The sequence below is a fragment of the Arthrobacter sp. 01T419 genome, assembly GCF_056398865.1.
The window spans coordinates 54204-74931 of the sequence record NZ_JBFTQF010000014.1; the positions used below are offsets into that span (position 1 = coordinate 54204).

Annotated in this window: 22 protein-coding genes; 15 read left to right on the plus strand and 7 right to left on the minus strand. The window is 63.3% G+C overall.

Annotation, left to right across the window (positions count from 1 at the left end; translation table 11 throughout):
• Positions 1–60 precede the first annotated feature (60 nt).
• Positions 61–1980 carry a TRAP transporter large permease gene (locus AC1DLO_RS17760; protein WP_476890997.1) on the plus strand — a complete coding sequence of 640 codons (1920 nt, stop codon included), beginning with the start codon at positions 61–63 and terminating at the stop codon, positions 1978–1980.
• A 3-nt stretch (positions 1981–1983) separates the two neighbouring features.
• The gene (locus tag AC1DLO_RS17765) at positions 1984–2922 is read left to right on the plus strand and encodes an NAD(P)-dependent oxidoreductase (RefSeq protein WP_476890998.1); all 939 of its coding nucleotides are present in this window, start codon (positions 1984–1986) and stop codon (positions 2920–2922) included.
• Between the two features lie 70 nt (positions 2923–2992).
• Here the strand turns inward: AC1DLO_RS17765 and AC1DLO_RS17770 are convergent, their stop codons facing one another.
• Positions 2993–3244 carry a DUF2630 family protein gene (locus AC1DLO_RS17770; protein ID WP_476890999.1) on the minus strand — a complete coding sequence of 84 codons (252 nt, stop codon included), beginning with the start codon at positions 3242–3244 and terminating at the stop codon, positions 2993–2995.
• Between the two features lie 202 nt (positions 3245–3446).
• On the opposite strand from AC1DLO_RS17770, the gene AC1DLO_RS17775 reads away from it, so the two are divergent.
• Entirely contained in the window at positions 3447–4019 is a 573-nt protein-coding gene (locus AC1DLO_RS17775; RefSeq protein WP_476891000.1) for a DnaJ family domain-containing protein, read from the plus strand.
• A 27-nt stretch (positions 4020–4046) separates the two neighbouring features.
• On the opposite strand, the gene AC1DLO_RS17780 is transcribed toward AC1DLO_RS17775, so the two are convergent.
• Genes AC1DLO_RS17780 through AC1DLO_RS17790 form a run of 3 tightly spaced genes read right to left on the minus strand, consistent with a single transcriptional unit; the run spans position 4047 to position 6005 of the window.
• The gene (locus AC1DLO_RS17780; RefSeq protein ID WP_476891001.1) at positions 4047–4439 is read right to left on the minus strand and encodes a nuclear transport factor 2 family protein; all 393 of its coding nucleotides are present in this window, start codon (positions 4437–4439) and stop codon (positions 4047–4049) included.
• Positions 4432–5265, minus strand: a complete 834-nt coding sequence (locus AC1DLO_RS17785) for an SDR family NAD(P)-dependent oxidoreductase (protein WP_476891002.1) — start codon at positions 5263–5265, stop codon at positions 4432–4434. Before AC1DLO_RS17785 ends, AC1DLO_RS17780 begins: the two co-directional genes overlap by 8 nt.
• A complete protein-coding gene (locus AC1DLO_RS17790) occupies positions 5262–6005 on the minus strand; it encodes a hypothetical protein (protein WP_476891003.1) in 744 nt (247 codons plus the stop codon). The genes AC1DLO_RS17785 and AC1DLO_RS17790 overlap by 4 nt, the downstream gene beginning before the upstream one ends.
• 83 nt (positions 6006–6088) lie before the next feature.
• Between AC1DLO_RS17790 and AC1DLO_RS17795 the strand changes: the two genes are divergently transcribed.
• Positions 6089–6613: a MarR family winged helix-turn-helix transcriptional regulator gene (locus AC1DLO_RS17795; protein WP_476891004.1), complete on the plus strand. Its 525-nt coding sequence runs from the start codon at positions 6089–6091 to the stop codon at positions 6611–6613.
• Positions 6614–6617: 4 nt separating this feature from the next.
• Here AC1DLO_RS17795 and AC1DLO_RS17800 read toward each other — a convergent pair whose 3' ends face one another.
• Positions 6618–7679 (minus strand): Gfo/Idh/MocA family protein, encoded by a 1062-nt coding sequence (locus AC1DLO_RS17800; protein WP_476891005.1) that lies wholly within the window; start codon positions 7677–7679, stop codon positions 6618–6620.
• Positions 7680–8534 (minus strand): sugar phosphate isomerase/epimerase family protein, encoded by an 855-nt coding sequence (locus AC1DLO_RS17805; RefSeq protein WP_476914545.1) that lies wholly within the window; start codon positions 8532–8534, stop codon positions 7680–7682.
• Positions 8535–8707: 173 nt separating this feature from the next.
• On the opposite strand from AC1DLO_RS17805, the gene AC1DLO_RS17810 reads away from it, so the two are divergent.
• The 8 genes from AC1DLO_RS17810 (at position 8708) to AC1DLO_RS17845 (ending at position 16892) form a co-directional block, all read left to right on the plus strand.
• Positions 8708–10225, plus strand: a complete 1518-nt coding sequence (locus AC1DLO_RS17810) for a M81 family metallopeptidase (RefSeq protein WP_476891007.1) — start codon at positions 8708–8710, stop codon at positions 10223–10225.
• 154 nt (positions 10226–10379) lie between these two features.
• Positions 10380–11678: an extracellular solute-binding protein gene (locus AC1DLO_RS17815; RefSeq protein ID WP_476891008.1), complete on the plus strand. Its 1299-nt coding sequence runs from the start codon at positions 10380–10382 to the stop codon at positions 11676–11678.
• Between the two features lie 30 nt (positions 11679–11708).
• Positions 11709–12671 carry a carbohydrate ABC transporter permease gene (locus tag AC1DLO_RS17820; RefSeq protein WP_476891009.1) on the plus strand — a complete coding sequence of 321 codons (963 nt, stop codon included), beginning with the start codon at positions 11709–11711 and terminating at the stop codon, positions 12669–12671.
• Positions 12672–13511, plus strand: coding sequence for a carbohydrate ABC transporter permease (locus AC1DLO_RS17825; RefSeq protein ID WP_476891010.1), 840 nt, complete (start codon positions 12672–12674; stop codon positions 13509–13511).
• Between the two features lies 1 nt (position 13512).
• The gene (locus AC1DLO_RS17830) at positions 13513–14529 is read left to right on the plus strand and encodes an ROK family protein (protein WP_476891011.1); all 1017 of its coding nucleotides are present in this window, start codon (positions 13513–13515) and stop codon (positions 14527–14529) included.
• A gap of 31 nt (positions 14530–14560) precedes the next feature.
• Positions 14561–15730, plus strand: a complete 1170-nt coding sequence (locus AC1DLO_RS17835) for an ROK family protein (RefSeq protein WP_476914546.1) — start codon at positions 14561–14563, stop codon at positions 15728–15730.
• A 27-nt stretch (positions 15731–15757) separates the two neighbouring features.
• Positions 15758–16504 carry a copper homeostasis protein CutC gene (locus tag AC1DLO_RS17840; protein WP_476914547.1) on the plus strand — a complete coding sequence of 249 codons (747 nt, stop codon included), beginning with the start codon at positions 15758–15760 and terminating at the stop codon, positions 16502–16504.
• Positions 16505–16589: 85 nt separating this feature from the next.
• Positions 16590–16892 (plus strand): DUF4193 domain-containing protein, encoded by a 303-nt coding sequence (locus tag AC1DLO_RS17845; protein ID WP_184741585.1) that lies wholly within the window; start codon positions 16590–16592, stop codon positions 16890–16892.
• Between the two features lie 24 nt (positions 16893–16916).
• Here AC1DLO_RS17845 and AC1DLO_RS17850 read toward each other — a convergent pair whose 3' ends face one another.
• Positions 16917–18509 carry a CYTH and CHAD domain-containing protein gene (locus AC1DLO_RS17850; RefSeq protein ID WP_476891014.1) on the minus strand — a complete coding sequence of 531 codons (1593 nt, stop codon included), beginning with the start codon at positions 18507–18509 and terminating at the stop codon, positions 16917–16919.
• A 128-nt stretch (positions 18510–18637) separates the two neighbouring features.
• Here AC1DLO_RS17850 and AC1DLO_RS17855 point away from each other — a divergent pair, with 128 nt between their 5' ends.
• The 3 genes from AC1DLO_RS17855 to AC1DLO_RS17865 all read left to right on the plus strand — a co-directional run bounded on the left by AC1DLO_RS17855 (position 18638) and on the right by AC1DLO_RS17865 (position 20711).
• A complete protein-coding gene (locus AC1DLO_RS17855) occupies positions 18638–19483 on the plus strand; it encodes a DUF998 domain-containing protein (protein WP_476914548.1) in 846 nt (281 codons plus the stop codon).
• Positions 19484–19898: 415 nt separating this feature from the next.
• Positions 19899–20198, plus strand: coding sequence for a ribbon-helix-helix domain-containing protein (locus AC1DLO_RS17860; RefSeq protein WP_184741588.1), 300 nt, complete (start codon positions 19899–19901; stop codon positions 20196–20198).
• 84 nt (positions 20199–20282) lie between these two features.
• Positions 20283–20711: a tautomerase family protein gene (locus AC1DLO_RS17865; RefSeq protein WP_476891016.1), complete on the plus strand. Its 429-nt coding sequence runs from the start codon at positions 20283–20285 to the stop codon at positions 20709–20711.
• Positions 20712–20728 lie beyond the last annotated feature (17 nt).

Sequence of the window (20728 nt, forward strand, 5' to 3'; positions counted from 1 at the left end):
ACCGACTCACGCCACACCCCGCACAACCATTCCGCTCTCAATGTCGAAAGTCTGGACACAATGGAACACACCCTCACTTCTCGGGACCTGGAAGAAGTCCTCCCCCCGGAAGCCGAAGAGATCCTGCACACGGGTCACGTCCCCTCGGGCTGGAGCGGCGCGATCTGGCTGGACCGAGCCTTGGAGTGGATTGTGGGCGCCGCGATTCTCGCCGAGCTCGTCGTCATCCTTCTGAACATCACGGTCCGCGTTGTTACTGGCGATTCGGTTCTTTGGACCCAGGAAGTTTCGGAAATCGCGCTTCTGACCATTGCCTTCATGGGCGGGGCAATCGCCTATCCCAAAGGCGCCCATATGTCCGTGCAGGCCCTCATCATGCGGCTCCCCGCCGGGTGGAAGCCCTATCTGGCTGCGCTGGTGGACTGGCTCGTCTTCGTGATGAGCGCGGGCGCCTTCGCGCTCTTCGTCCCCACGCTCGTCCAGCAAATCGAGGAAAAGACCCCGATCCTCCAGATCCCCGTGTTCTGGGTTTCCATGCCGTTCTCAGTGGGCATGGTTCTCATCGCGTGGTTCGCGCTCATCAAGCTCTGGCGGCAGCAACGGCGAGCGGTCCTGGTAGCTGCCGGCATCGCGGCGGCGCTCGTCGTCGTCGTGCTCTTGGCGCCGCCGCTGTTCTACTATGCCTCGCCGAACGTCCTTCTTGGCGCGGTGCTGGCCATTCTGTTCATCCTGCTCTTCCTCGGACTCCCTATCGCCTTCGTCCTCGCCCTCGCCTCAGGGATCTACCTCTACCTCGGAGGAATTTCCGAAGTCAGCGCCATCCCGATCGGCATGGCTTCGGGCGCAAAGGGATTCGTGTTGTTGGCGATCCCCTTCTTCATCCTCGCCGGCACGGTCATGAACTCGGCCGGGCTCACCCTGCCCTTGGCTAAGCTCGTCGATGCGCTCATCGGGCATCTGCGCGGGGGACTGCTCCAGGTGGTGGTCGTGACCATGTACATTTTCTCCGGCATCTCGGGGTCCAAAGTCGCCGACGTTGCGGCCGTCGGCACCACCATGCGCGGCATGCTCGAAGAGCGCAAATATCCGCGCGGTGAGGTTGTTGCCGTGCTGTCGGCGTCGGCCATCATGGGTGAAACCATCCCGCCGAGCATCGTGCTGCTCATCCTCGGCTCCATCACTACGATTTCGACCACCACGCTGTTCCTTGCCGGATTTGTGCCTGCCGCATTCCTCGCGCTGGTGGTCATGGCGCTCGTGTTCCTGCGCGCACGCAAACAAGGTGGCGTCGCAAGTCCGAAGGCAAGCTGGCGGGCGCGCGGCTCGGCTACGTTCTTCGCCCTCCCCACTCTCCTCCTGCCCGTCGGCATGGTGGTGGGGATCCTGAGCGGGTTCGCGACGCCGACCGAAGTCTCGTCCGTCGCGGTCGCCTACGCTTTCGTCTTGGCGGCCGCCTACCGCCGGGGCAGCAAGCGGCTGCTAGGTGACACCCTGCGGGAAACGACGACGACGGCGGGCATGGTGCTCTTCATCATCGCTGCCGCCTCTCCGCTCGCCCAGACCCTTGCCCTTGCCGGCGTCTCCCAGCAGATCCATGACCTCATGTCAGGACTCGGAGATTCCCCGATCCTCTTCATGCTGTTCACCATCATCCTGCTCGTCATCATGGGCCAGTTGCTCGAGGGCCTGCCGGCCGTGCTGATCTTCGCCCCGTTGCTGCTTCCGATCGCCACCGACTTCGGCGTCAATCCCGTGCAGTACGCGATGGTGCTCATCATTTCCATGGGCATCGGCTCGTTCGCTCCTCCGGCCGGAGTGGGCTTCTACGTCGCTTGTGCTACCGCGCGGGAGACCGTGGAAAACAGCCTCAAGCACTTCTGGCCATATCTGCTTGCACTCCTCGTCGGACTTCTGGTGCTCGCAGCGGTGCCGTGGTTCAGTACGTTCCTGCCCGCCGTGGCCGGACTGATCCCGTTCTAAGCCATGGCACAGAAAATTAGCGTTGAATCGCCAGTTGTTCCCCCGTCAGTCGCTTTGCTGGGCACTGGCCCGATGGGGGCCCCGATAGCAAGGAACATCATCGCTGCCGGCGTGCCACTGAAACTGTGGAACCGTACGGCCCACAAGGCCAAGGCGATTCCCGGAGGGCAAGCCGTAGCCTCCCCTGCGGAAGCCGCCAGCGAGGTGGTGCTGACGGTGCTGCCCGATCTTCCCCAGGTAGAGGAACTGCTTCACGGACCCGAGGGCCTCCTTGCAGGGTGGAAGGCGGCCAGAATCGACAACCCGGTTCTGGTGGTCCACGGCACGGTGTCCCCTGTTGCCGTCGCGGCGTTCGCCGCTGCATGCCGGGAGGTCCATGGGGTAACCGTCATGGACGCTCCGCTCAGTGGCGGTACCATCGGCGCCGAAGAGGGGCGGCTGAGCATTATGGTTGGCGGCCCTTTGGACATCGTTGAGGGTCTCGGGCCGCTCTTCGGGCTCTACAGTTCCACCGTTTTGCGGTTCGGGGAAACGGGCACCGGCTCCATCGTCAAAGCCTGCAACCAAATCGTCGTGGCCGCAACAGTAACGGCACTCTCGGAGGCCATGGCGCTGGCTGAGGCTTCTGCACTGGATCTTGGAAACGTACAGTCAATCCTTGCGGGAGGCCTGGCCAACTCCGAAGTCCTGCGGCAGAAGGGCCAACGCTGGATCGACGCCGATTTCGAGGGCGGCGGATCTGCCAAGAACCAATTAAAGGACTTGACCTTCATTGCGGAGATCGCGGCAGAAGCCGGACTGGATCTCGCGGTTTCCAAGAGCGTCCGTGGTGCATTCCAGAAAATGGTCTCGCAGGGGCTTGGCGAGCTGGACCACACAGGCATCTACCTGAGTATCCGCGCCCAACAGTTATCCGCTGAACGCGGACGGTCGGCAGTGTAGAGGGCCCTTCTAGCGCAGGACGACGACGGCGGGAGCCTCCCGCCGTCGTCGTCCTGCGTTCCTTGTGGCTTCAGCCGGTGTAGCCCTCCACCTGTTTTGGGGGCCGTGGTTTGGCCTCGTTCGGGTTCTCCCCGTACTGCCTCTTTGCGCGCCGTTGCCGTAAGAGATCCCAGCACTGATCCAAGTCCTGCTCAATGCGCTCCAGCCTTACGCGGTCAGGGGCGTGCCCAGGGCCAGGCGGCGCCGCCTCTGCTTTTTCCCGGAGCTCGCGCTCTTCCTCGACGAGCGATTGGATGCGGTGGAGAATGCCCTGTTCGTCCATGGTGACCCTCTTCCTGACCTAGCTGTTACCAGTCAGCGTAATGAGGTGCACTGGGAGTGGCCAGAGCAGTCTTGTTTCGGCCGTCCGCTCAGCATCGCGTTTGCGGAATACTTGGATTCAGATCCTGGATTTCCGCGAACGAGGGCGGTGAAGAACCGTGAACGGCGAGAACAGTGCGTTCAGGCGCCGGATGGAACGTGCCATGGAACTGCGAAATGTGCGCGCTACTGGCATGACGGCACAGGAAGAAGCCGAACTTGAGGCCGCCGAGGAAGAAGAGCGGCAGAAGCGCAAGAAGGTAGACGACGCCGCGCGGGTTGAGTATTTGATCCGCGAAGCCATGGCTCAGGGGAAGTTCGACAACCTGAAGTACTCAGGCAAGCCGATCCCGGGGCTGGGGGAGCGCTACGATCCCGATTGGTGGGTCAAGGGCCTCATTCAACGTGAGCATCTCAGCGGCCTAGGGCCGAAGGCCATTCTGCTCCGCACCGAGGACGCCGAATTGGATGCCAAGCTCGATGCGCTGTACTCAGAGCAGCAGGTCCGGGAGCTGGTGGAGGATTTCAACGCACGCGTCATTGACGCACGGCGCCAGCTCCAGGGCGGACCGCCGGTGATTACGAAGACCCGCGACGTCGGCGTCGAGCTGGAACGCTGGCGCGAGCGTCGGGCGGCGGCTACTGAGGCAGCCGCCGCGGCGGCCGAGGAAGCATCTCACCAGGAGCGTGCCGCCAAACAGCCGTGGTGGCGGAGGGTCTGGAGCGGGTCCGGATAGGCCAGGCCCGCGGATCCAACAATTGCCCTACCGGGCAAGCGCCTCAGGCTGCGCAATGGGTGACAGGTGCAGTCCTGCGAGCTGCCACCGCTCGTCCCGCCGGATCATGATCTGCGTAACGCGGAACCGGCCATTGGAAGGATGTCCACGGTAGGCGGCCGTTTGGTTCTGGATCCCAATGACGACGGCCGAGTCGCCGTAGCTGCGAACGCCGTTGATGGTCCACTCGAGCTGTCCGTTCACGAAGGCCGAGTCGCGGTAACGATCGAGCCACTGGACTCGTGTGAGGACGAATCCAAGGGGACCGACGGCCGTGAAGTCTTCTGCCAGCAGCGTGTCCAGCGCCGTAGCGTCATTGTTCCGTTCGGCGCTTGCCCAGCGAAGGCTGAGCTCTTCGATATCGGAGTGCGGTTCACTCATGTCGGGCTTCCCTTTCTGCTTGCGTTGAACCTCTGCTTGTGTTGAATGCGGGCGTTCCCGCCAGCCGGCCGCCGTCGACGGCGAGAACGGTTCCGGTGACGAACGACGACTGCTCCGAGCAAAGCCAGAGGGCCGCTGCAGCGATATCGGCGGCCGTGCCGATCCGGCCCAGCGGAACGGCGGCAGCGACGCGGTCCTGGGCGGCCTGTCCCGCTCCTGCAAGTCGCTCGGTGAGGATGGGGCCGGGAGCGATCGCGTTGACCCGGATACCCTCGGAGGCGTAATCGAGTGCAGCCACCCGGGTCAGGCCGCCGACGCCGAATTTGCTCGCCACGTAGCCGCTCATGCCAGAGACGCCTTGTTCGCCGGCTGTGGAGGACATGTTCACGATCGCCCCGCCGCTTCCGCTTGCCAGCATGAGCTCTATTTCATATTTCAGGCAGAGGAAGACTCCGCGCAGGTTCACCGCGATGGCGCTGTCGAACTCCTCGCTGGACCACTCGGCCAAAGGCGCCGGCGTCCGTCCGCCGCCCGCTGCGTTGTTGACCGCAGCGTCGAGCATGCCGAAGCGGTCCCGGATCTGGGTCAGCAAGGCTTTCACGGAGTCCCGGCTGCCCACATCTACGGGTATTGCCACGGCACTCCCGCCAGCCGCCGCGATGGCGGCGACCCTCTCGGATAAGCCCGAGCTGTCACGGGAGGCAAGAACAACGGTTGCGCCGGCGCTGGCAAGGGCGGCTGCGATCTCCGCGCCGATACCACGGCTGGCTCCGGTGACGAGCGCGACCTTGCCGGATAGCGGCCGGGTGGGATCCGCCGTCGTCATGGCCGTTCCCGGCTTGCGTGAGGCGCGTGTGCGCGGGGCTCCTGGTTCGCGGCCGCCCGGGTTCGCGGCAGCAGGAAACCGGCTGTTACGAGCCAGAGGAGGCCACCGAACCGCCCGATCGGCAGGAGGAACTGCAGGGGCTCGATCGCCATCGACAGGAAGCTCAACTCGGACAGGGCAGCGATGACGAGGCCGGTCCAGGCCAGCCAGCGGGGCATGAAGCGCAGGATCAGGGCAGGGACCGCGATACCCGCCACCAGGAGACCGATCCCGACGACGAAGCCCACCCCTCCGGTGATGAACGCGAGAAAAGCGAGTGCATGGGTGAGTGTGACATTCGTGGTGATTTCGGGCCGGCTCAGCAGCCAGGTCACAGAACCCGAGAACATGAGGAAGATGGCTGCGCTGACGCCGCCAAAGAAGCCAATGGCCGGTCCGGGGACGCGCACGCCGAGCCGGAGCTGCCGGGCGTAGACCGTGGCGGCATAGATCCCCAACGGCACGGCTGAGCCGAATTGGAGCATGCCACCGAGGCGCGTTGCGGCGATGTTCTGCTGGAAGAACGCGGCCACTTGCCCCTCGGGCGCGAAGGGCGAGACGAACGTTTGGCCGCTTGTGAGGATTGCGGACGTGACGAGGCTGGCGAGGAAAATGCCCAGGCTGACGAGGGCAAGAACGCCCGGGTGTGGACCGCCTGACCGCGCGGGATGGCCTTCATCGGGAATCGAACGACTACTCATGGCTGAACCTTTCTCGTAGTGGCTGAACCTTCGTAATTGCGTCACTATTGAAATGGTTCACCTCTAGAATTGTTCTGTCAAGCATGTATTCTGAATCCATGGATTCAGCCACGCCGGGCCGGCCGAAACGGACCGCCTTTCTCTTGTCGCAGCTTGGCGCCGTGGCGTCGTCCCGCTTTGCCGACCGCACCCGGGAGATCGGCCTCACCCCGAGCGACGCCGGTGTCATCCGTCTGCTCGGGCGCTCGCCGGGGTTGAGCCAGCGCTCGCTTGCGGACAGGCTGGGTGCCGTCCCTAGCCGCGTGGTTTCACTCATTGATTCCCTGCAGGAACGCGGGCTGGTGGAGAGAATGCGGAGCAGCACGGACCGGCGGAACTATGAACTCCACCTCACGGAGGCCGGCAAGCGTGTATTGCGTGAACTACGCGGGATCGCTGAACAGCATGAAATGGAGCTCCTGGCCCCGCTGACAGACGAACAGATCACGCAACTTGGCGAGCTGCTCGCGCAGCTCGCCAATGGCCACGGGCTAGACAGGGACCTGCACCGCGACGTCGAGCGGGACGTCCCTCGCAACGCCGGGCACGACGCCGGGCGTCCGGCCTGATCCGCTACAGCACCACCTCGCGTCCTGTCCGGCCGGACTCGTAGATCGCTGAGATGATCTTGATGAGTTCAAGGCCGTGGGCTGCGGGCGCGGCCTCGGGCGCCTCGCCCCGGGCAGTGGCCAGGAACTGTTCCACCTCGTTGCGGTAGGCCACGTTGCTGAAGGTGGGCGAATCGAGCACAGGCGTAATGTCCAGCAGCGTGTCGTGCTGCTCGGTGAAGATTTCCAAGGCCGGCTCCAGTTGGGCCCCGCCTTTGTCTCCAAAGACCTGGACCCTGGTTTCATCCGTGCCGTGCATCGAGTAACTCGTGTCGAAGTGCATTACGGCACCGTTGCTGAATTTGATCAGCGCTGTGGCAAGGTCCTCCACGGGGTCCACCGGCTGCCGTGCCGGATCGAAATCGGCGGACAGATACCGGCTGAAGTTGGCGATATTGTTCCGGGCGCCGATCTTGTGGAAAACGGTCCCGGAAACCGAGGCCACGGAAGGGCAGCCCATGAGCCACCAGCAAATGTCGATGAAATGGACACCCAGATCGATCAGCGGCCCTCCGCCGGACAGTGCTTTGTCGGCGAACCAGCCACCGGGATTGCCTACCCTGCGCAGGCACGTGGCCTTGGCGTAGTAGATCTGGCCCAGGTCTCCGGCGTCGATGAAGCGCTTGAGCACTTCGGCGTTGGGCGAGAAGCGGCGCACGTAGGCCACCTGCAGCGAGGCGGTACTCCGCTGGGCGGCGGCAACTACGGCCAGGGCCTGTTCCAGCGAGGCCGTCATGGGTTTCTCAATCAGCACATGCTTGCCGGCCTCGAGCGCGGCAATCACGATCTCTGCGTGGGTGTCGTTGCGCGTGCAGATGCTGACGGCGTCGATCTCCGGATCCGCCAAGAGCTCCGCGTAGTCGGTGAAGACCTTGACTGCACCGTATTCGGCAGCGCGGCTCCCGGCGCGCGAGGCATCGATGTCGCAGACGGCCAGGAGGTGCGCCGATGGCGAATCCCGGTATGCGTCCAGATGCAGCTCGGAGATCGTTCCCAGTCCGATGACGCCTACGTTCAGCGCCCCCATTCAGCAGCCCTCCCATAGGGCGGCGGCGTTGCGCAGCGATTCCGGGACAGCTGTGAGGCTGTCCTCGCGGCCCTCGTATTCCACGGAGCATGGTCCGCTGAACCCAAAGTCCTTGATGAGGCGCAGGATCCGCGGCAGGTCCATATCGCCGAATCCGAGCACTGAGCCTTGGATGTAATCGCCTGCCAACGTTCGCAGCCAACCTTCGCCGGGGCTTCGCTTCCGGCTGTAGAAATCCTTGAGATGGACCACTGACGCATACGGGAGCAGTTTGGCGACGGCCGATTCCGGCAGTTCATCGACGCACAGGAAGTTGCCGATGTCCAAGGTGATCTTGAAGTTTTCACGGTCCACAGCGTGCACCAATTGCAGGAGCCGCTCGCTGACGTTGAACGCCATGCCATGGTTTTCAACGCTCGTGGTGATGCCCAAGCCCGCCGCATAGTCGGCCAGCTCCCGGGACGCTGGAACCACTCTCTCCAAGGCATCGCGGTATTCGGTGTAGGAAGCGGGGCGCCAGSCCCACGGCACAACATCGTGCCGGAAGCGGCTGATCCCCAGCCGGTGGGCTGTGTCCAAATGGGTCTTCACCCGTTCGATTTCTTCAGCCTCGTCATTGCCGAGGAAGTCCGCGCCAACCACATAGTTGACCAAGGCAATGCCCGATTCCCCTGCACGTTCCCGCAGTCCTTCGGCCGCCGCCTGGTCTGAGGAAAGGTCCACGCCCAGTCCCGCTTCGGCCACTTCGAGATGGCTGGCACCGTGCGTCACCGCCCAGGCCGGAAGGTCCAAGAGGCTCACCCGTCCGTTGGCCAAGGCTCCTGCCAGACTGTACGTGCTTAGCCCTATCTGCATTGTTCGATCCTCTTCTGTTCGTCCCGCTGGGTGCCGCTTGCCGTCGCTTGCGAGCCCACGTTATGCAGGATTCCGTGCGAAAAGAGTGGCCTGAACTTCATTCGGCATTGAACTTTCGCAGCTGGCGCCTGGACCCTCGCGGCTCCGCACCCAACCTCAATATGGTGGCTTGCATGACGGAATTGAAGCCCCGGATCCTCATCACCGGAATCGCACTCGAAGCTAGTACCTATTCGCCCGCCCGGACCCGCATGGAGGACTTCGTCCGGCGTGACGGTCAAGAGATCTTGGACCAGTACCCGTTTTTCGCCCCCGGCCACCCGGTGCGCGAAGCGGCGGATTGGCTACCGCTCGTCCATTTCCGCTCCATCCCGGGCGGGGCCGTTCCTTCCGCGGATTACGCCGAAATGAAACTGACAATCCTCTCAGCCGTGGCGGATGCCTTGGACGAGGGCCCGGTGGACGGGCTGTACTTCGACATCCACGGTGCCATGAGCGTCGATGGCGTCGACGATCCCGAAGGTGATTTGCTCCTGGCTTTGCGCGGTCTGCTTGGCCCGGATGTGCTGGTGTCCAGCGGCATGGACCTGCACGGCAACGTTTCCTGGACTTTGGCGCACCAACTCGACATCCCCAGTTGCTACCGCATGGCCCCGCACGAGGATTGGCTCGAAACCAAGGAACGTGCGGCAGCGAACTTGCTGGAGCGACTGGCACTGCCGGAGGCCACACGGCGCCCCATCAAGGCCTGGGTTCCGGTCCCCATCCTGCTGCCCGGCGAGAAGACCAGTACCCGATTGGAACCAGCCAAGTCGCTGTACGAGAAAGTGGCCGTGATCGCCGAGCGGCCTGGCGTGCTCGACGCTGCATTGTGGATCGGTTATGCCTGGGCTGACGAGCCGCGCAACCGCGCTGTGGTGATGGTCACCGGTGACGACGCCGACGCCGTCGCGCACCACGCGGGCGGGCTCGCCGTCGAGATGTGGGACAGGCGGGACGAGTTCAGTTTCGTCGCGCCGTCGGCGTCGCTCGCTGAATGCCTTGCTGCAGCGGAGGCAAGTACGAAGCGCCCGTATTTCATCAGCGATTCCGGAGACAACCCCACTGCCGGGGGAGCCGGGGACGTCACATGGACCCTGCAGAGGCTCCTTGAACACCCTCCGATCGCTGACGGAACACTGCAGGCGATCTATGCCTCCATCCCGGATGCCGCCGCCTTGGACGCCTGCATTGCGGCCGGCGTCGGAGGCTCCATCTCCGTGGACGTCGGCGCACGCGTGGACGCCACCCAGTCCGGTCCGGCAAGGCTAGACGGCACCGTGGAGCACCTGGCCCACGGTGACCCCGTGGCCCTTGACGAGGCAGTGATACGCGTCGGCGGACTGCGCGTCATCGTCACCCGGCGCCGGAAGCCCTGCCACCTGGAATCGGACTTCCTCCGGAACGGCGTAGATGCCCGCTCAGCCGATGTTGTGGTGGTCAAGATCGGCTACCTCGAGCCGGAGCTCTTCGACATGGCCGCCGACTGGATGCTGGCGCTCACCCCGGGCGGCGTGGACCAGGATCTGCACCGCTTGGGTCACCAAAGGATCGCGCGGCCCATGTTCCCGTTCGACGACGGCGAGCCGGCGCCGAATCTGAACGCGCGGTTAGTGCCGGCGTCCAACGAGCCCGCCGGCGTCGAGCACTGACGGATGAGCTGAGGGCGGCGCCCGAGGCACCCAAACTGAACGCTAACTAACTTCGATTCCGAACTAAGTTCCAACACCTTCCGAAGCATCAACCCTCCGTGATTTCGTTTCCTGCATGGTCATTTGACCCTGTGAGTTCAAAGTGGAGGAAGCGATGAAAGAACTTAGTCGACGTGGATTGCTCGGTCTGGGCGGAGCACTGGGCGCCGCAGCTTTGCTGTCAGCATGTGGCGAGGCCTCGGGCTCCGCTTCTTCAGACAGCCTTTCCATCCCGGCAAAGCTGCGGGTCTGGTTCATGAAGGACTCCGTCTCGGACAAGGCCCAGGCCTGGCTGAAGCAGGAGTTCGAAAAGAAGTTCCAAGGATCCACCCTCACTATCGAGCAGCAGGAGTGGGACGGCATCGTCCCGAAGCTCCAGACCGCCCTTGCCAGCCCCGAATCGACGCCGGACATCATCGAACTTGGCAACACCCAGGCCCCCACGTTCTGTGCGGTGGGAGCCCTCGCCGATCTGAGCGGCATGAAGGAAGAGCTGGGCGGCGCAAACCTGACCAAATCGCTCGTGGAGCTCGGCAGTTTCGAAAACAAGATGTACGCCGCTCCGTTCTACGCGGGAAGTCGGATTGTGTTCTACCGCAAGGACATGTTCCAGCAGCTCGGGCTCGCGATACCTAAGACCATTGATGAGTTGACCGCCGTCGCAACGAAAGTCCAGGCCGGAAATCCTGAGAAGAACGCGCACTTTTCCGGGATGTTCCTGCCCGGGATCTCATCCCAATCCGCGTTCGCGTGGGTCTTCAGCAACGGCGGGCGGCTGGCCGTGCAGAAGGACGGGCAATGGGAAGGCAGCTTGTCCTCGCCGGAAAGCCAGAAAGCCATCGCCCAGCTGCAGCAGCTGTGGAAGACGGGCTCCACCACTGGAACGATCACCGACTCCACCATCGGTTCCCAGCCATACACCGCCTTCAACACGGGCGAAGCAGGAATGTTCTTCGGCTTCAACTTCCATCTGAAGAAGATCAAGAAGGAACTCCTGGACGCCGGGAAGGTCGGGTACTTCAACTTTCCTTCGCCCAAGAGGGACGGCGTAGGCAACCCCTTTGCCGGCGGCTCCAACGTAGCCATCTCGAACAACAGCAAGGCACGGGGGCTCGCCAAAGAAGCCCTGAAACTCATCTTCAGCAAGCCGTTCCAGGAATTCTTCGCCACCGAGGGAGGCTGGGTCCCCGGAAACCTGAACTATGCGGCAGCCCTCGGGCAGGACGAGCTGTCCAAGGTCACCATTGAGGCGGTCAGGAATTCCGTGGGAACCCCGGCGGCTAAGAACTGGGCATTGGTGGAGAGCGCCAAGGTGGTTGACGACTTCTTCGTGGCCATGGGCGCACTGAAGGATCCGCTTGGCCTGGCCAAGACCGCCGACGCCAAAATGACCGAGATCCTCAACAGCAAGTAAGCCCGGCGGGAAGCAGAAAGGACCCAAACCATGACGGTAACCAGTACGCGTGCAAAGCCGGGCGGGATTCTGCCTGGCCGGCCTGAACCAGCGGCCCCCAAAAAGCGCCGGCGCAACCCCCTGCCGTATCTCCTTCTGCTTCCCGCGGTGCTCATTGTCCTGGTGGACATGGGCTACCCGTTGCTACGCCAAATCACCATGGCGTTCCAGCACTTTTCCCTTGAACAGCAGTTCGGCAAACCAGCCGAATTCGTCGGACTGGATAACTTCATCCGGGTGCTCGGCGATTCGGCATTCTGGCTCACGCTGGGTAGGTCCCTTGCCTTTTGCCTCGTGTGCGCCGCATTGACAATGGCCATCGGAATCGGGGGCGCGCTTTTGCTCACCAAGCTCTCCCGCGCGGTGTCCGTCTTCGTCCAGGCCGCCATGCTGCTCGCGTGGGCCATGCCCGTGCTGTCATCGCTTCAGGTGTTCCAGTGGATCTTCGATTCCAGGTCCGGTGTGGTCGACTGGAGCCTGGCCGGACTGGGGCTGCAGGGGATGGCTGGATACAACTGGTTTTCCAACCCCGTGACCTTCTTCGCCGTAGCGGCCATTCTGGTCATCTGGATGAGCGTCCCGCTGGTGGTCTTCATGGTCTACGCATCGGTTACCCAGATCGACGAGTCCATGCTGGAGGCCTCCACCCTCGACGGCGCCAACGGCTGGAAACAATTCCGCGAAATCACCGTTCCAACGATCGCCCCGGTACTCCTGCTGGTCACGATTCTCGAAATCATCTGGGACCTGCGCGTATTTACCCAGATCTTCATCCTGCAGAAAAACGGTGGGATCACCGAGCAGACCAACGTCCTTGGCACCTACGTCTACCAAGTGGGCTTGTCCGGCGGAGATTACGGTGTGGCTTCGGCAACTGCCCTGATCATGCTGCTGATCACCTTGCTCCTGACCTGGCGCTATGTCACCCAATTCCTGAAGCAGGGAGAAGTCTGAATGGCCCTCAAACCCAGCCCCGTCCGCCGCTCGGCGGCCAACATCACCGGCCTGGTCTTCGGCTTCCTGTGGATTTTCCCGGTCTACTGGTTGGTCAACAATTCGCTCGTCACGGACGATGCCCTGCAATCGCGGACGCCGTCGTTCCTGCCGCTCGACTTCACCTGGGCACACTACGAGACCGTGCTCCACGACAGCCGCTTCTGGTCCGCCCTTCGGATGAGCTTCGGTGTTGCCATGATTGTGGTGGTAGCCGCCTTGCTCTTCGCCTTCTTCGCGAGCATCGCGCTGAGCCGCTTCCGCTTCAAAGGCCGGAAGATCGTCATCATCTCGGTGCTCGTCATCCAGATGATCCCCGCCGAAGCCATGTTCATTTCCCAGTACAAGATGATCGACAGCTGGCATCTGCTCAACTCCATGCTTGGACTCAGCCTGCTGTATGTCGGGGCCTCCGTGCCCTTCACCATCTGGATGCTCAAGGGCTTCGTTGACGGGGTCCCGGTAGAGCTCGAGGAGTCAGCCATGATCGACGGGTGCTCCCGGATGGGCGCCTTCTTCCGCGTGACCTTCCCCCTGCTCGGCTCGGGACTGGTGGCTTCCGGGATCTTTGCCTTCCTGGCCGCCTGGAACGAGTACACGTTGGCCCTTGTGCTCCTGAGCAGCGACAACAGCAAGACCCTTCCCCTGTGGATCCAGGGCTTCAGCGGCCAGAACCAAGCCACGGACTGGGGCGGAATCATGGCCGGCTCCACCCTCATGGCGCTGCCGGTGATCATTCTCTTTGTCATCGTCCAGAAGAAGATGGCCCAGGGCCTCGTCGCTGGTGCGGTGAAAGGCTGAAATGCGGTCGAGCGTACAAACCACCAGTCCTCCACTGGCGTCGCTGCTTCTGGGACGTGGAGCGCCGGTCCTGGTTTTCGACGTCGGCGGAACCGACCTCAAGTTCGGCGACGTGGATGAAAACGGCCGGTTCACCCATCGCGGAACCACGCCGACGGCCAGAGGTTCGCAGGAGGAGTTCCTGGACCAACTCTCCGGCCTCGTCGCCACCTATCAATCCAAGCCCGTGGCAGAGCGGCCGCGAGCCATCGCGGTGAACGCGCCGGGCATTGTGGATGCACATGCCGGCATGGTGGTCTCGGCCGTGAATCTAGGGTGGAGCGACTTCGCGGTCTCGGCGGCACTGAAGGCGAGGACCGGACTTCCCGTGGTGCTCGGCAACGATGTCCAGATGGCCGGGCTGGCGGAGCACAGGCTGGGCGCCGCGAAAGGGCTGCGGAACGCCCTGGTGATGGTCATCGGCACAGGGATTGCCAGCGCGGTCATCCTGGACGGCGAAGTCTACGACGGCGACGGGTACGCGGGGGAAATCGGCCACGCCCGCATGGAACCCCTTGCGAGCACTGTGGCCATGCCGTGTACGTGCGGCGCGTCCGGGTGTCTTCAGACGATGTCCTCGGCATCCGCCATCGCACGCAACTATGCGTCAGTCTCCGGTGTCCCGGTTGAAGGCGCCAAGGAAGTCATGGCGGCCGCAGAAGCAGGTGACCCGGCCGCCGTCGGAGTCCTAAACCAGGCCTTTGACGGGCTCGCGTTGGCCATCGCGCAAAGCGTTGCGCTGCTGGCACCGCAGGCCGTCATCTTCGGCGGCGGGCTGTCCAACGCTGGAGACGCGCTCCTCTTGCCGGTGGCTGCCCGGCTGGAGTCCATCCTGAGTTTCCACCGACGTCCGCTGCTCCGGTCTGCGCACTTCGGCCCTCTCGCCGGACTGATCGGGGGTGCCGTGCAGGCCCGTCGGCTACTCTGCAAAGAGCAGCCCACCGGCGGGCGGCAGACACCGAGCCCCTGGAGGGATTGATTTGGGTTACAAGCCGTCCTACGCCAAGACAGTGAAAAGAACCGGTCCCCGCGACATCGCGCTGACGGAATACTCTTCCAGCATCCTGTCCATGATCGCCAGTGGCCGGGCGACGTCGCGCGCAGATCTTGCCCGCACCTTGAACCTTGCCCCATCCACCATCACCATCAAGGTGAACGAGCTGATGGAAGCCGGGCTTATCAGCGAAAGCGGATCCGGTTCGGCGACAGGCGGGCGGAGACCCACCCTCCTGGAACTGGTGCCCGACGCAGGATTCATCTTGGCCGCCGATCTGGGCGCGCACCACACATGGGTGGGCCGACTCAACCTTTCAGGCAATCTGCTGGCGTCCGAACTCAGGACCATCGACATCAACGACGGCCCCGAAGTGGTCCTGCCGCAGGCCGCGGCGATGATGCGTGCCCTGACCGATCCGGCCGTCGATCCTCCGCTGCGCGGCGTGGGGATGTCCTTGCCCGGACCGGTCGACTTTGCCTCGGGTGCGCTGGATTCGCCCTCCAGGATGCGCGGCTGGCACGAATTCAAAGTGCGGGAGTGGCTTGCCGAGGAATTCGGGACTTTGGCCGTCATCGACAATGACGCCAACATGATGGCTCTAGGGGAGCACACGCTCCGTCAACGGGAAACGCCGGATTCCAAAGTGCGGCAGAACACGCTGTTCCTCAAAGCGGGCGCGGCGATCGGCTGTGGGCTCATCATTGACGGACAGGTCTACCGGGGCGCCACCGGTGCCGCCGGAGACATCGCCCACGTGCAGATCCCGGCAGCGGGTGATGCCCCGTGTTCCTGCGGCAACCGCGGCTGCCTGGAGACGGTCGCCAGCGGGGCCGCCATCATTCGCGACCTTGCCGCCGTCGGAATCGATGCTGTGGACGTCAACGACATCGTCCAGCAAGTCATCAACGGCGATCCGCACACCACAACGCGTGTCCGCACCGCTGGCCGGATCCTGGGGCAGACCCTCAGTATCGTCGTGAATTTCGTCAATCCGGACGTGGTGGTGCTTGGCGGCGGACTCTCGCAATTAGAGCCTTATGTCGCCGCTGTGCGGTCGCAGCTCTACGAAAGCTGCCACCCGCTCGCCACGAAAAACATCGCGATCGAGGCATCGCTCGCCGGATCGCAGGCGGGCCTGCTCGGGGCCGGCCAGCTGTGCTTGCGCACGGTACTGGCGTCCTGAACATCCGGCCCACGCAAGAGGGGAACCATGGAGATTGAAGTGTGCGTCCAGGACCTGGACGGTGTTCGCTGCGCCATCGAGGCCGGCGCGGACCGTGTGGAGCTCTGTTCGGCGCTCGACACTGGCGGCCTGACCCCGAGCGCAGGTCTGGTCGAAGCGGCCGTTGAGCTTGCGCGCGACGCCGGTCGCCGGGATTTCGTCCAGGTGCTCATCCGCCCCCGGACAGGAGGCTTCGTCTATTCACCGTGCGAAATCGACGTCATGCGGCGGGATATCCGGCATCTTCTTGCAGCTGGAGCCGACGGGGTGGTCATCGGACTGCTGACTGCTTCAGGCGACGTCGACGTCGCGGGCAGCGAAGCGCTGGTGGACGCGGCGGACGGGAACTTCGTGACCTACCACCGCGCCGTGGATGCGGCAAGGGAACCGCTTCAAGCAGTGGCCGACGCCGCCCGGCTGGGTGCGCGCCGTATTCTCACCTCGGGAGCCGCACAGGCCGCAGGCGATGGAGTCGACATGCTCAAGCTCATGGTCGCGGCGCTCCCCGAGGGGGTTGCGGTGATGGCTGGCGRCGGCGTCACGGAAGAGTCGGTGCCCGGACTTTTGGCCACAGGAATCCAGGCGATTCACTTTTCCGGCCGTAAACCCACAGTCGATTCCGCTCCGTCCGGACCAGGGGGCGGGGATGGGATACGCTCAGTCACGCATCCGGCCATTGTGGAGCGACTAGTCAGGACTGTGCGTTCCGCAGAGGCAGTGATGCGCACACGCTGATTTTGTCCCATTGTGGGGAATAGCAGCGACATGGTGTATGTTGCACATTCGCCAGTCAATACACAAGAGAAGAGAAAAACCCCAAGTGGCAACCGATTACGACGAACTCCGCTCCGACGTCGCGGAATCCCAAAGCACGTCACTTCAGGCCCTGCAGTCTGCCAATGCTCCGGACGCCCGCAGCGTAGTACGGGAGCTGGACGAGGCCGATGCTTTTGAAGGCAACGAGGTGCCCGGCGGCGAATTCGTGGCCGAGGAACTGATCATTGCGGTGGTCCCGCAGAAGGAAGACGAGTTCACGTGCTACTCGTGTTTCCTTGTCCGTCACCGCTCCCAGATTGCCCTTGAGAAGAATGGCCACGCCTACTGCGTAGAGTGCGAAGGCTGAGCCCCTGAGGCGCAGTCCCGTCCGTCACAGGGGATTCAAGCGATTCTTCTTGGCGACCCTTTCATAGCGGGCCTCGGAGTCTGTTGCTCGCTGCTCTTCGGCAGCGAGCAGGCGGCCGAGGGCTGCTTTGTTCTCCGGCGATCCTTCGGCGTCGCCCGCAATGCGAAGCAGCACCGAGCGGGCCACAACACTGTCCTGGTGCTCCCCGAGGATTTTCTGGAGCTCCTGCGCGTCACGGGCCAGCTTCACGGCGGGTTTCCGGTGGACGTCCCGTAGCGCTTCGGCTGCGTGGCGCAGCCGTTTGGCGTCTTTGCGGACCTGATGCAACGCGGTGTCATGTTCGACGCCGGTCTGCCGGGCCGCTGCTTTCTGGGACCGGCGCAACCGCTTGATCGCTTTGCCGGCCAGCTTGGCCGTGACGCGACGGGCCTTCTTGTCAGCACGCGGTCTCGTCGGCGGTTCGTCGCGGAACTTCTCGAGCTCGTCCAGGAGCCGGAAATAGCGCTCCGTTCCCAGGGACCGGAGCGCTTCGCGATATCCCGAGTTGTAGGCGGCCTCGAGCTCGTCCGTGATCTTGGTGGCGGCCGGACTGGACAGGAGCGCATCGGGTTGGTCATTCAGCAATTCCCCGATCCGGTCCCGCAGCACCTCGGCATCCCGGGCCTTGCCAAGGACCGTGGCCAGCCATTTCAGTTCCGTTTTGAGGCGGGCCGCCGCCTCGGCGTCGAACAGCCTGCCGTAGGCGGACAGCGCGGAACGAAGCCGGCGGGTGGCCGAGCGCATGCGGTGGACAGCATCGTCGGCGCCTTGCCGGACTCCCGGATCCTGCGCCGTGATTTCGGCGATTTGTGCGGCCACGTACGCAACTACCGCGTCTCCTGCGGAACCCTTCGGGCGGGCTTTGGGTGGTGCAGGGACGGCGGGAGGCCAGGCCGTGCCGAACGCTCGGGCCAGTTTGGAAGCATGCCCGGAACGAGTGGCTCCGGCCTGGGACAGGATATTCTCCGCGCTCTCCCAGAGGGCTTCGTCACCATGGACAAGTTCAATTTCCCATTCCCGCCATTGCCTCTCAAGCTGCGCTGGGTGCAAGGTCTCGGCCGTCACATGGTCATCCACGAAGTCGGCCAAGGTTACATTCTCGCTTCCGTGCAGTCGATGCAAGGTTCGGCGGGTGTGGATCCGGGCCACCGGCCTGAGCTCGTCACCGCGGGTGAATACCAGGAGCGTCTCGGCCAGATCCTCCGGGACGGTCTCAGGTTGCCCCAGCGGCGCATGGATCTCGACGCGGCTGTCCTGTTCAGCCGGTAGCTTCACATGCCAGCCGGAATCCGCGCCGCCGGTTCGGCGCCGCAAGGTGATGCGGTGCCTGGCGAGGTTGAGGCCCTCCGTGTCGAAGTAGACGGCCTCAAGTTGATGGTCCGCAGGGTCAGCGACCTGTTCGACGCCGGCAATGTCCTCGAACGCGGGAAGGGGAGTCTCAATGTCAACGTCGTATTTGCGCTCTGTTTCCACGAATTCCTGGGTCGACATGTCGCTCACGCCTTTCTCGTCGCCGGTATAGGCATCGTCCCACTCGGCCGCCTCCCGGAAAAGAGTGGTGCGGTCCGTTTGCGTCAAGCTGCTGGACTAGTTAACCGCCAACCCGGCTGGTTCTTTCCGACGTACGTGCATGCAGGCATACACAGTTCATTATTCGAGTAGCCCACTCGCTTGCGGTTTATCCATTCGAGGGTGTTAATCCTGCTATGAGCTTCGCTGACCGAGCAGTTGAACTGCTGCTTCCCTGGAGAGAGAYGCGCACTCCAGCCGACGCACGCCATGTGATCGCGTCCTGGGCGGCTAGAAGCCTCGTCCAATACTTCGTCGTCGAACGCATCGCGGCTATTGCGTGGCAAACCAATGATGTGTCGACAACGCCGCCCACTGTCACCAAATACGACTACGCTTTCAACTTCATCAGTGATCTCGGTGCGAACGCATGCCAGACGCAAGACTTTGGAGCAAAATATCACCGGTGGATCTGTTCGCCCCTGTTCCCCGTAGTGGATCTGTCYTTCATCTTTCTGGGCGTGGGTGTCCTCATCGTCGCGGCGCTCATCACGTCCGAAGTTCTCCAATGCGGCGGGAACCAACGTCAGGTTGCTGACGGGCAAAAGAAGTTAAAGCATCTTGCGAGCCACGGTGTGCGCCTCACAATGGGTGCTGCTGGACTCGGACTTATCGGCGTGGGCGCTTGGCCGGAAAACGACGACCCGACCATGCACGGCAATAGCACAGGTCTCTTTCTCATCTTCGCCGTGATCTCCCTTGTTCTCTTAGGCTTTTTATGGTGGAAAGAGCAGTGGACCGCGGCCGTTTGGATTTTCCTGTTCGCGATCGTGGCAGCATGGGGCGGCATCGGAATGCTCGTCCTGAACCATAACGATCCTGACCCGACAGCCTCGCTCGGCGTATTCGAGCGCATGGTTGTCTATGCCTTCATCGCCGGCATGTTCGTTATGGGATACACCTTGAGCATAGGAAGGCGCCCGGGAGCCAGGTATCGGCGACACCCTAGACCGGAATCGGCTCAGGCCCTAAGATCACTCTGACGGCACCAGCCCTGCGCTGAGCGATGTCCGTCACGGTCTCACCTTAAGCGTGAGCGCCGGGTCCGTTCCGCGACTCCTTAGGGTCCTGGGCGGACCCGGTGGACCTCCGCTGGTCCAGCTATCCCGAGGAGGCCGCCCCAGCTGGACGTGCGATGAGATCATGGCTGACTCATACGTGGAACACACAAAGGCTCCTTTCGGGACTACTGAGCCGGGCGCCGTCGTCGGGCCCCAAGCAATGCGAGAAACAGTGCAGTGGCTGCTTGCCCAGTTCCCACACGCGCCACGGGGTGGCCTCCCCGCCGTCGACGACGGCGCCTGTAGTCCGATTGCGGCAATAGTTAGAGAGTAATTACTCGTAGATGGTGACTGCGGCCCAACAACAGAGGATGCTTGATTGTTGGGAGGGAAAATCATGACACGAGATGTGACTCATTTCGACCGCCTTTCGGCGTGGACCGAAAACGACATGAAGCCGGCCGTCGGCAAGCTGTTGCGCGGCGATGACATGCCTTCCGAGGCGCGGGAAGGCAGCCGTCCCTCGCCCTTGGATTTCCAGATACCGGATGAACTGGACCGTGCGCTGGAGTCGGCTTCCCAAACGCTCAGCCTCACGCCCAGCGAGATCTTGCGGGAGGCCCTGTCCGAATGGCTGGGCAGTCACGGACAGCCGGCCACCGGCCATCACCCTTTCGGGAAACACACCGCGCTTTGACGGGCGCCGGGCTGCGGCGGATCGCCCTATACTCAGTCACACCTCGCCGTGACGATGAGCATTATCCCGAACAGGAGACCCGCCATGCCCATGATCGACATCTACGCCGCCGTCGGCACCTTTGCCGATATCGCTAAGCTCGCCCAGGACGCCGCCGCAACCGTGATGGCAATCGAGAAGGTCCCCGACATCCCCATGTTCCGGAAGAACACCGCGGCCTTTGTCCACGAGCTGCCCTCCGGGACGATCGCGAACGTGGACGGCGAGAACAACCACGTTCGCGTTCAGGTGCTCACGAACTCTGGCGCCTTGGACCGCGAGAAGCAACTCTCGGTCGTCCGTCAACTCACCGACCTTGTCGCGTCGGCGGCCGGTGACGAGTCCTTGAGCGAGCGAACCTGGGTTCTCCTCACCGAAGCGCCCGAGGGCGGCTGGGGCCTATGGGGCCATGCCCACCTCAACAGCGAACTGGTCGCCGCAGCTCGGGCGGAGATCGCCAAACTGCAGGCCTGAAACAACCACAGCGGCAA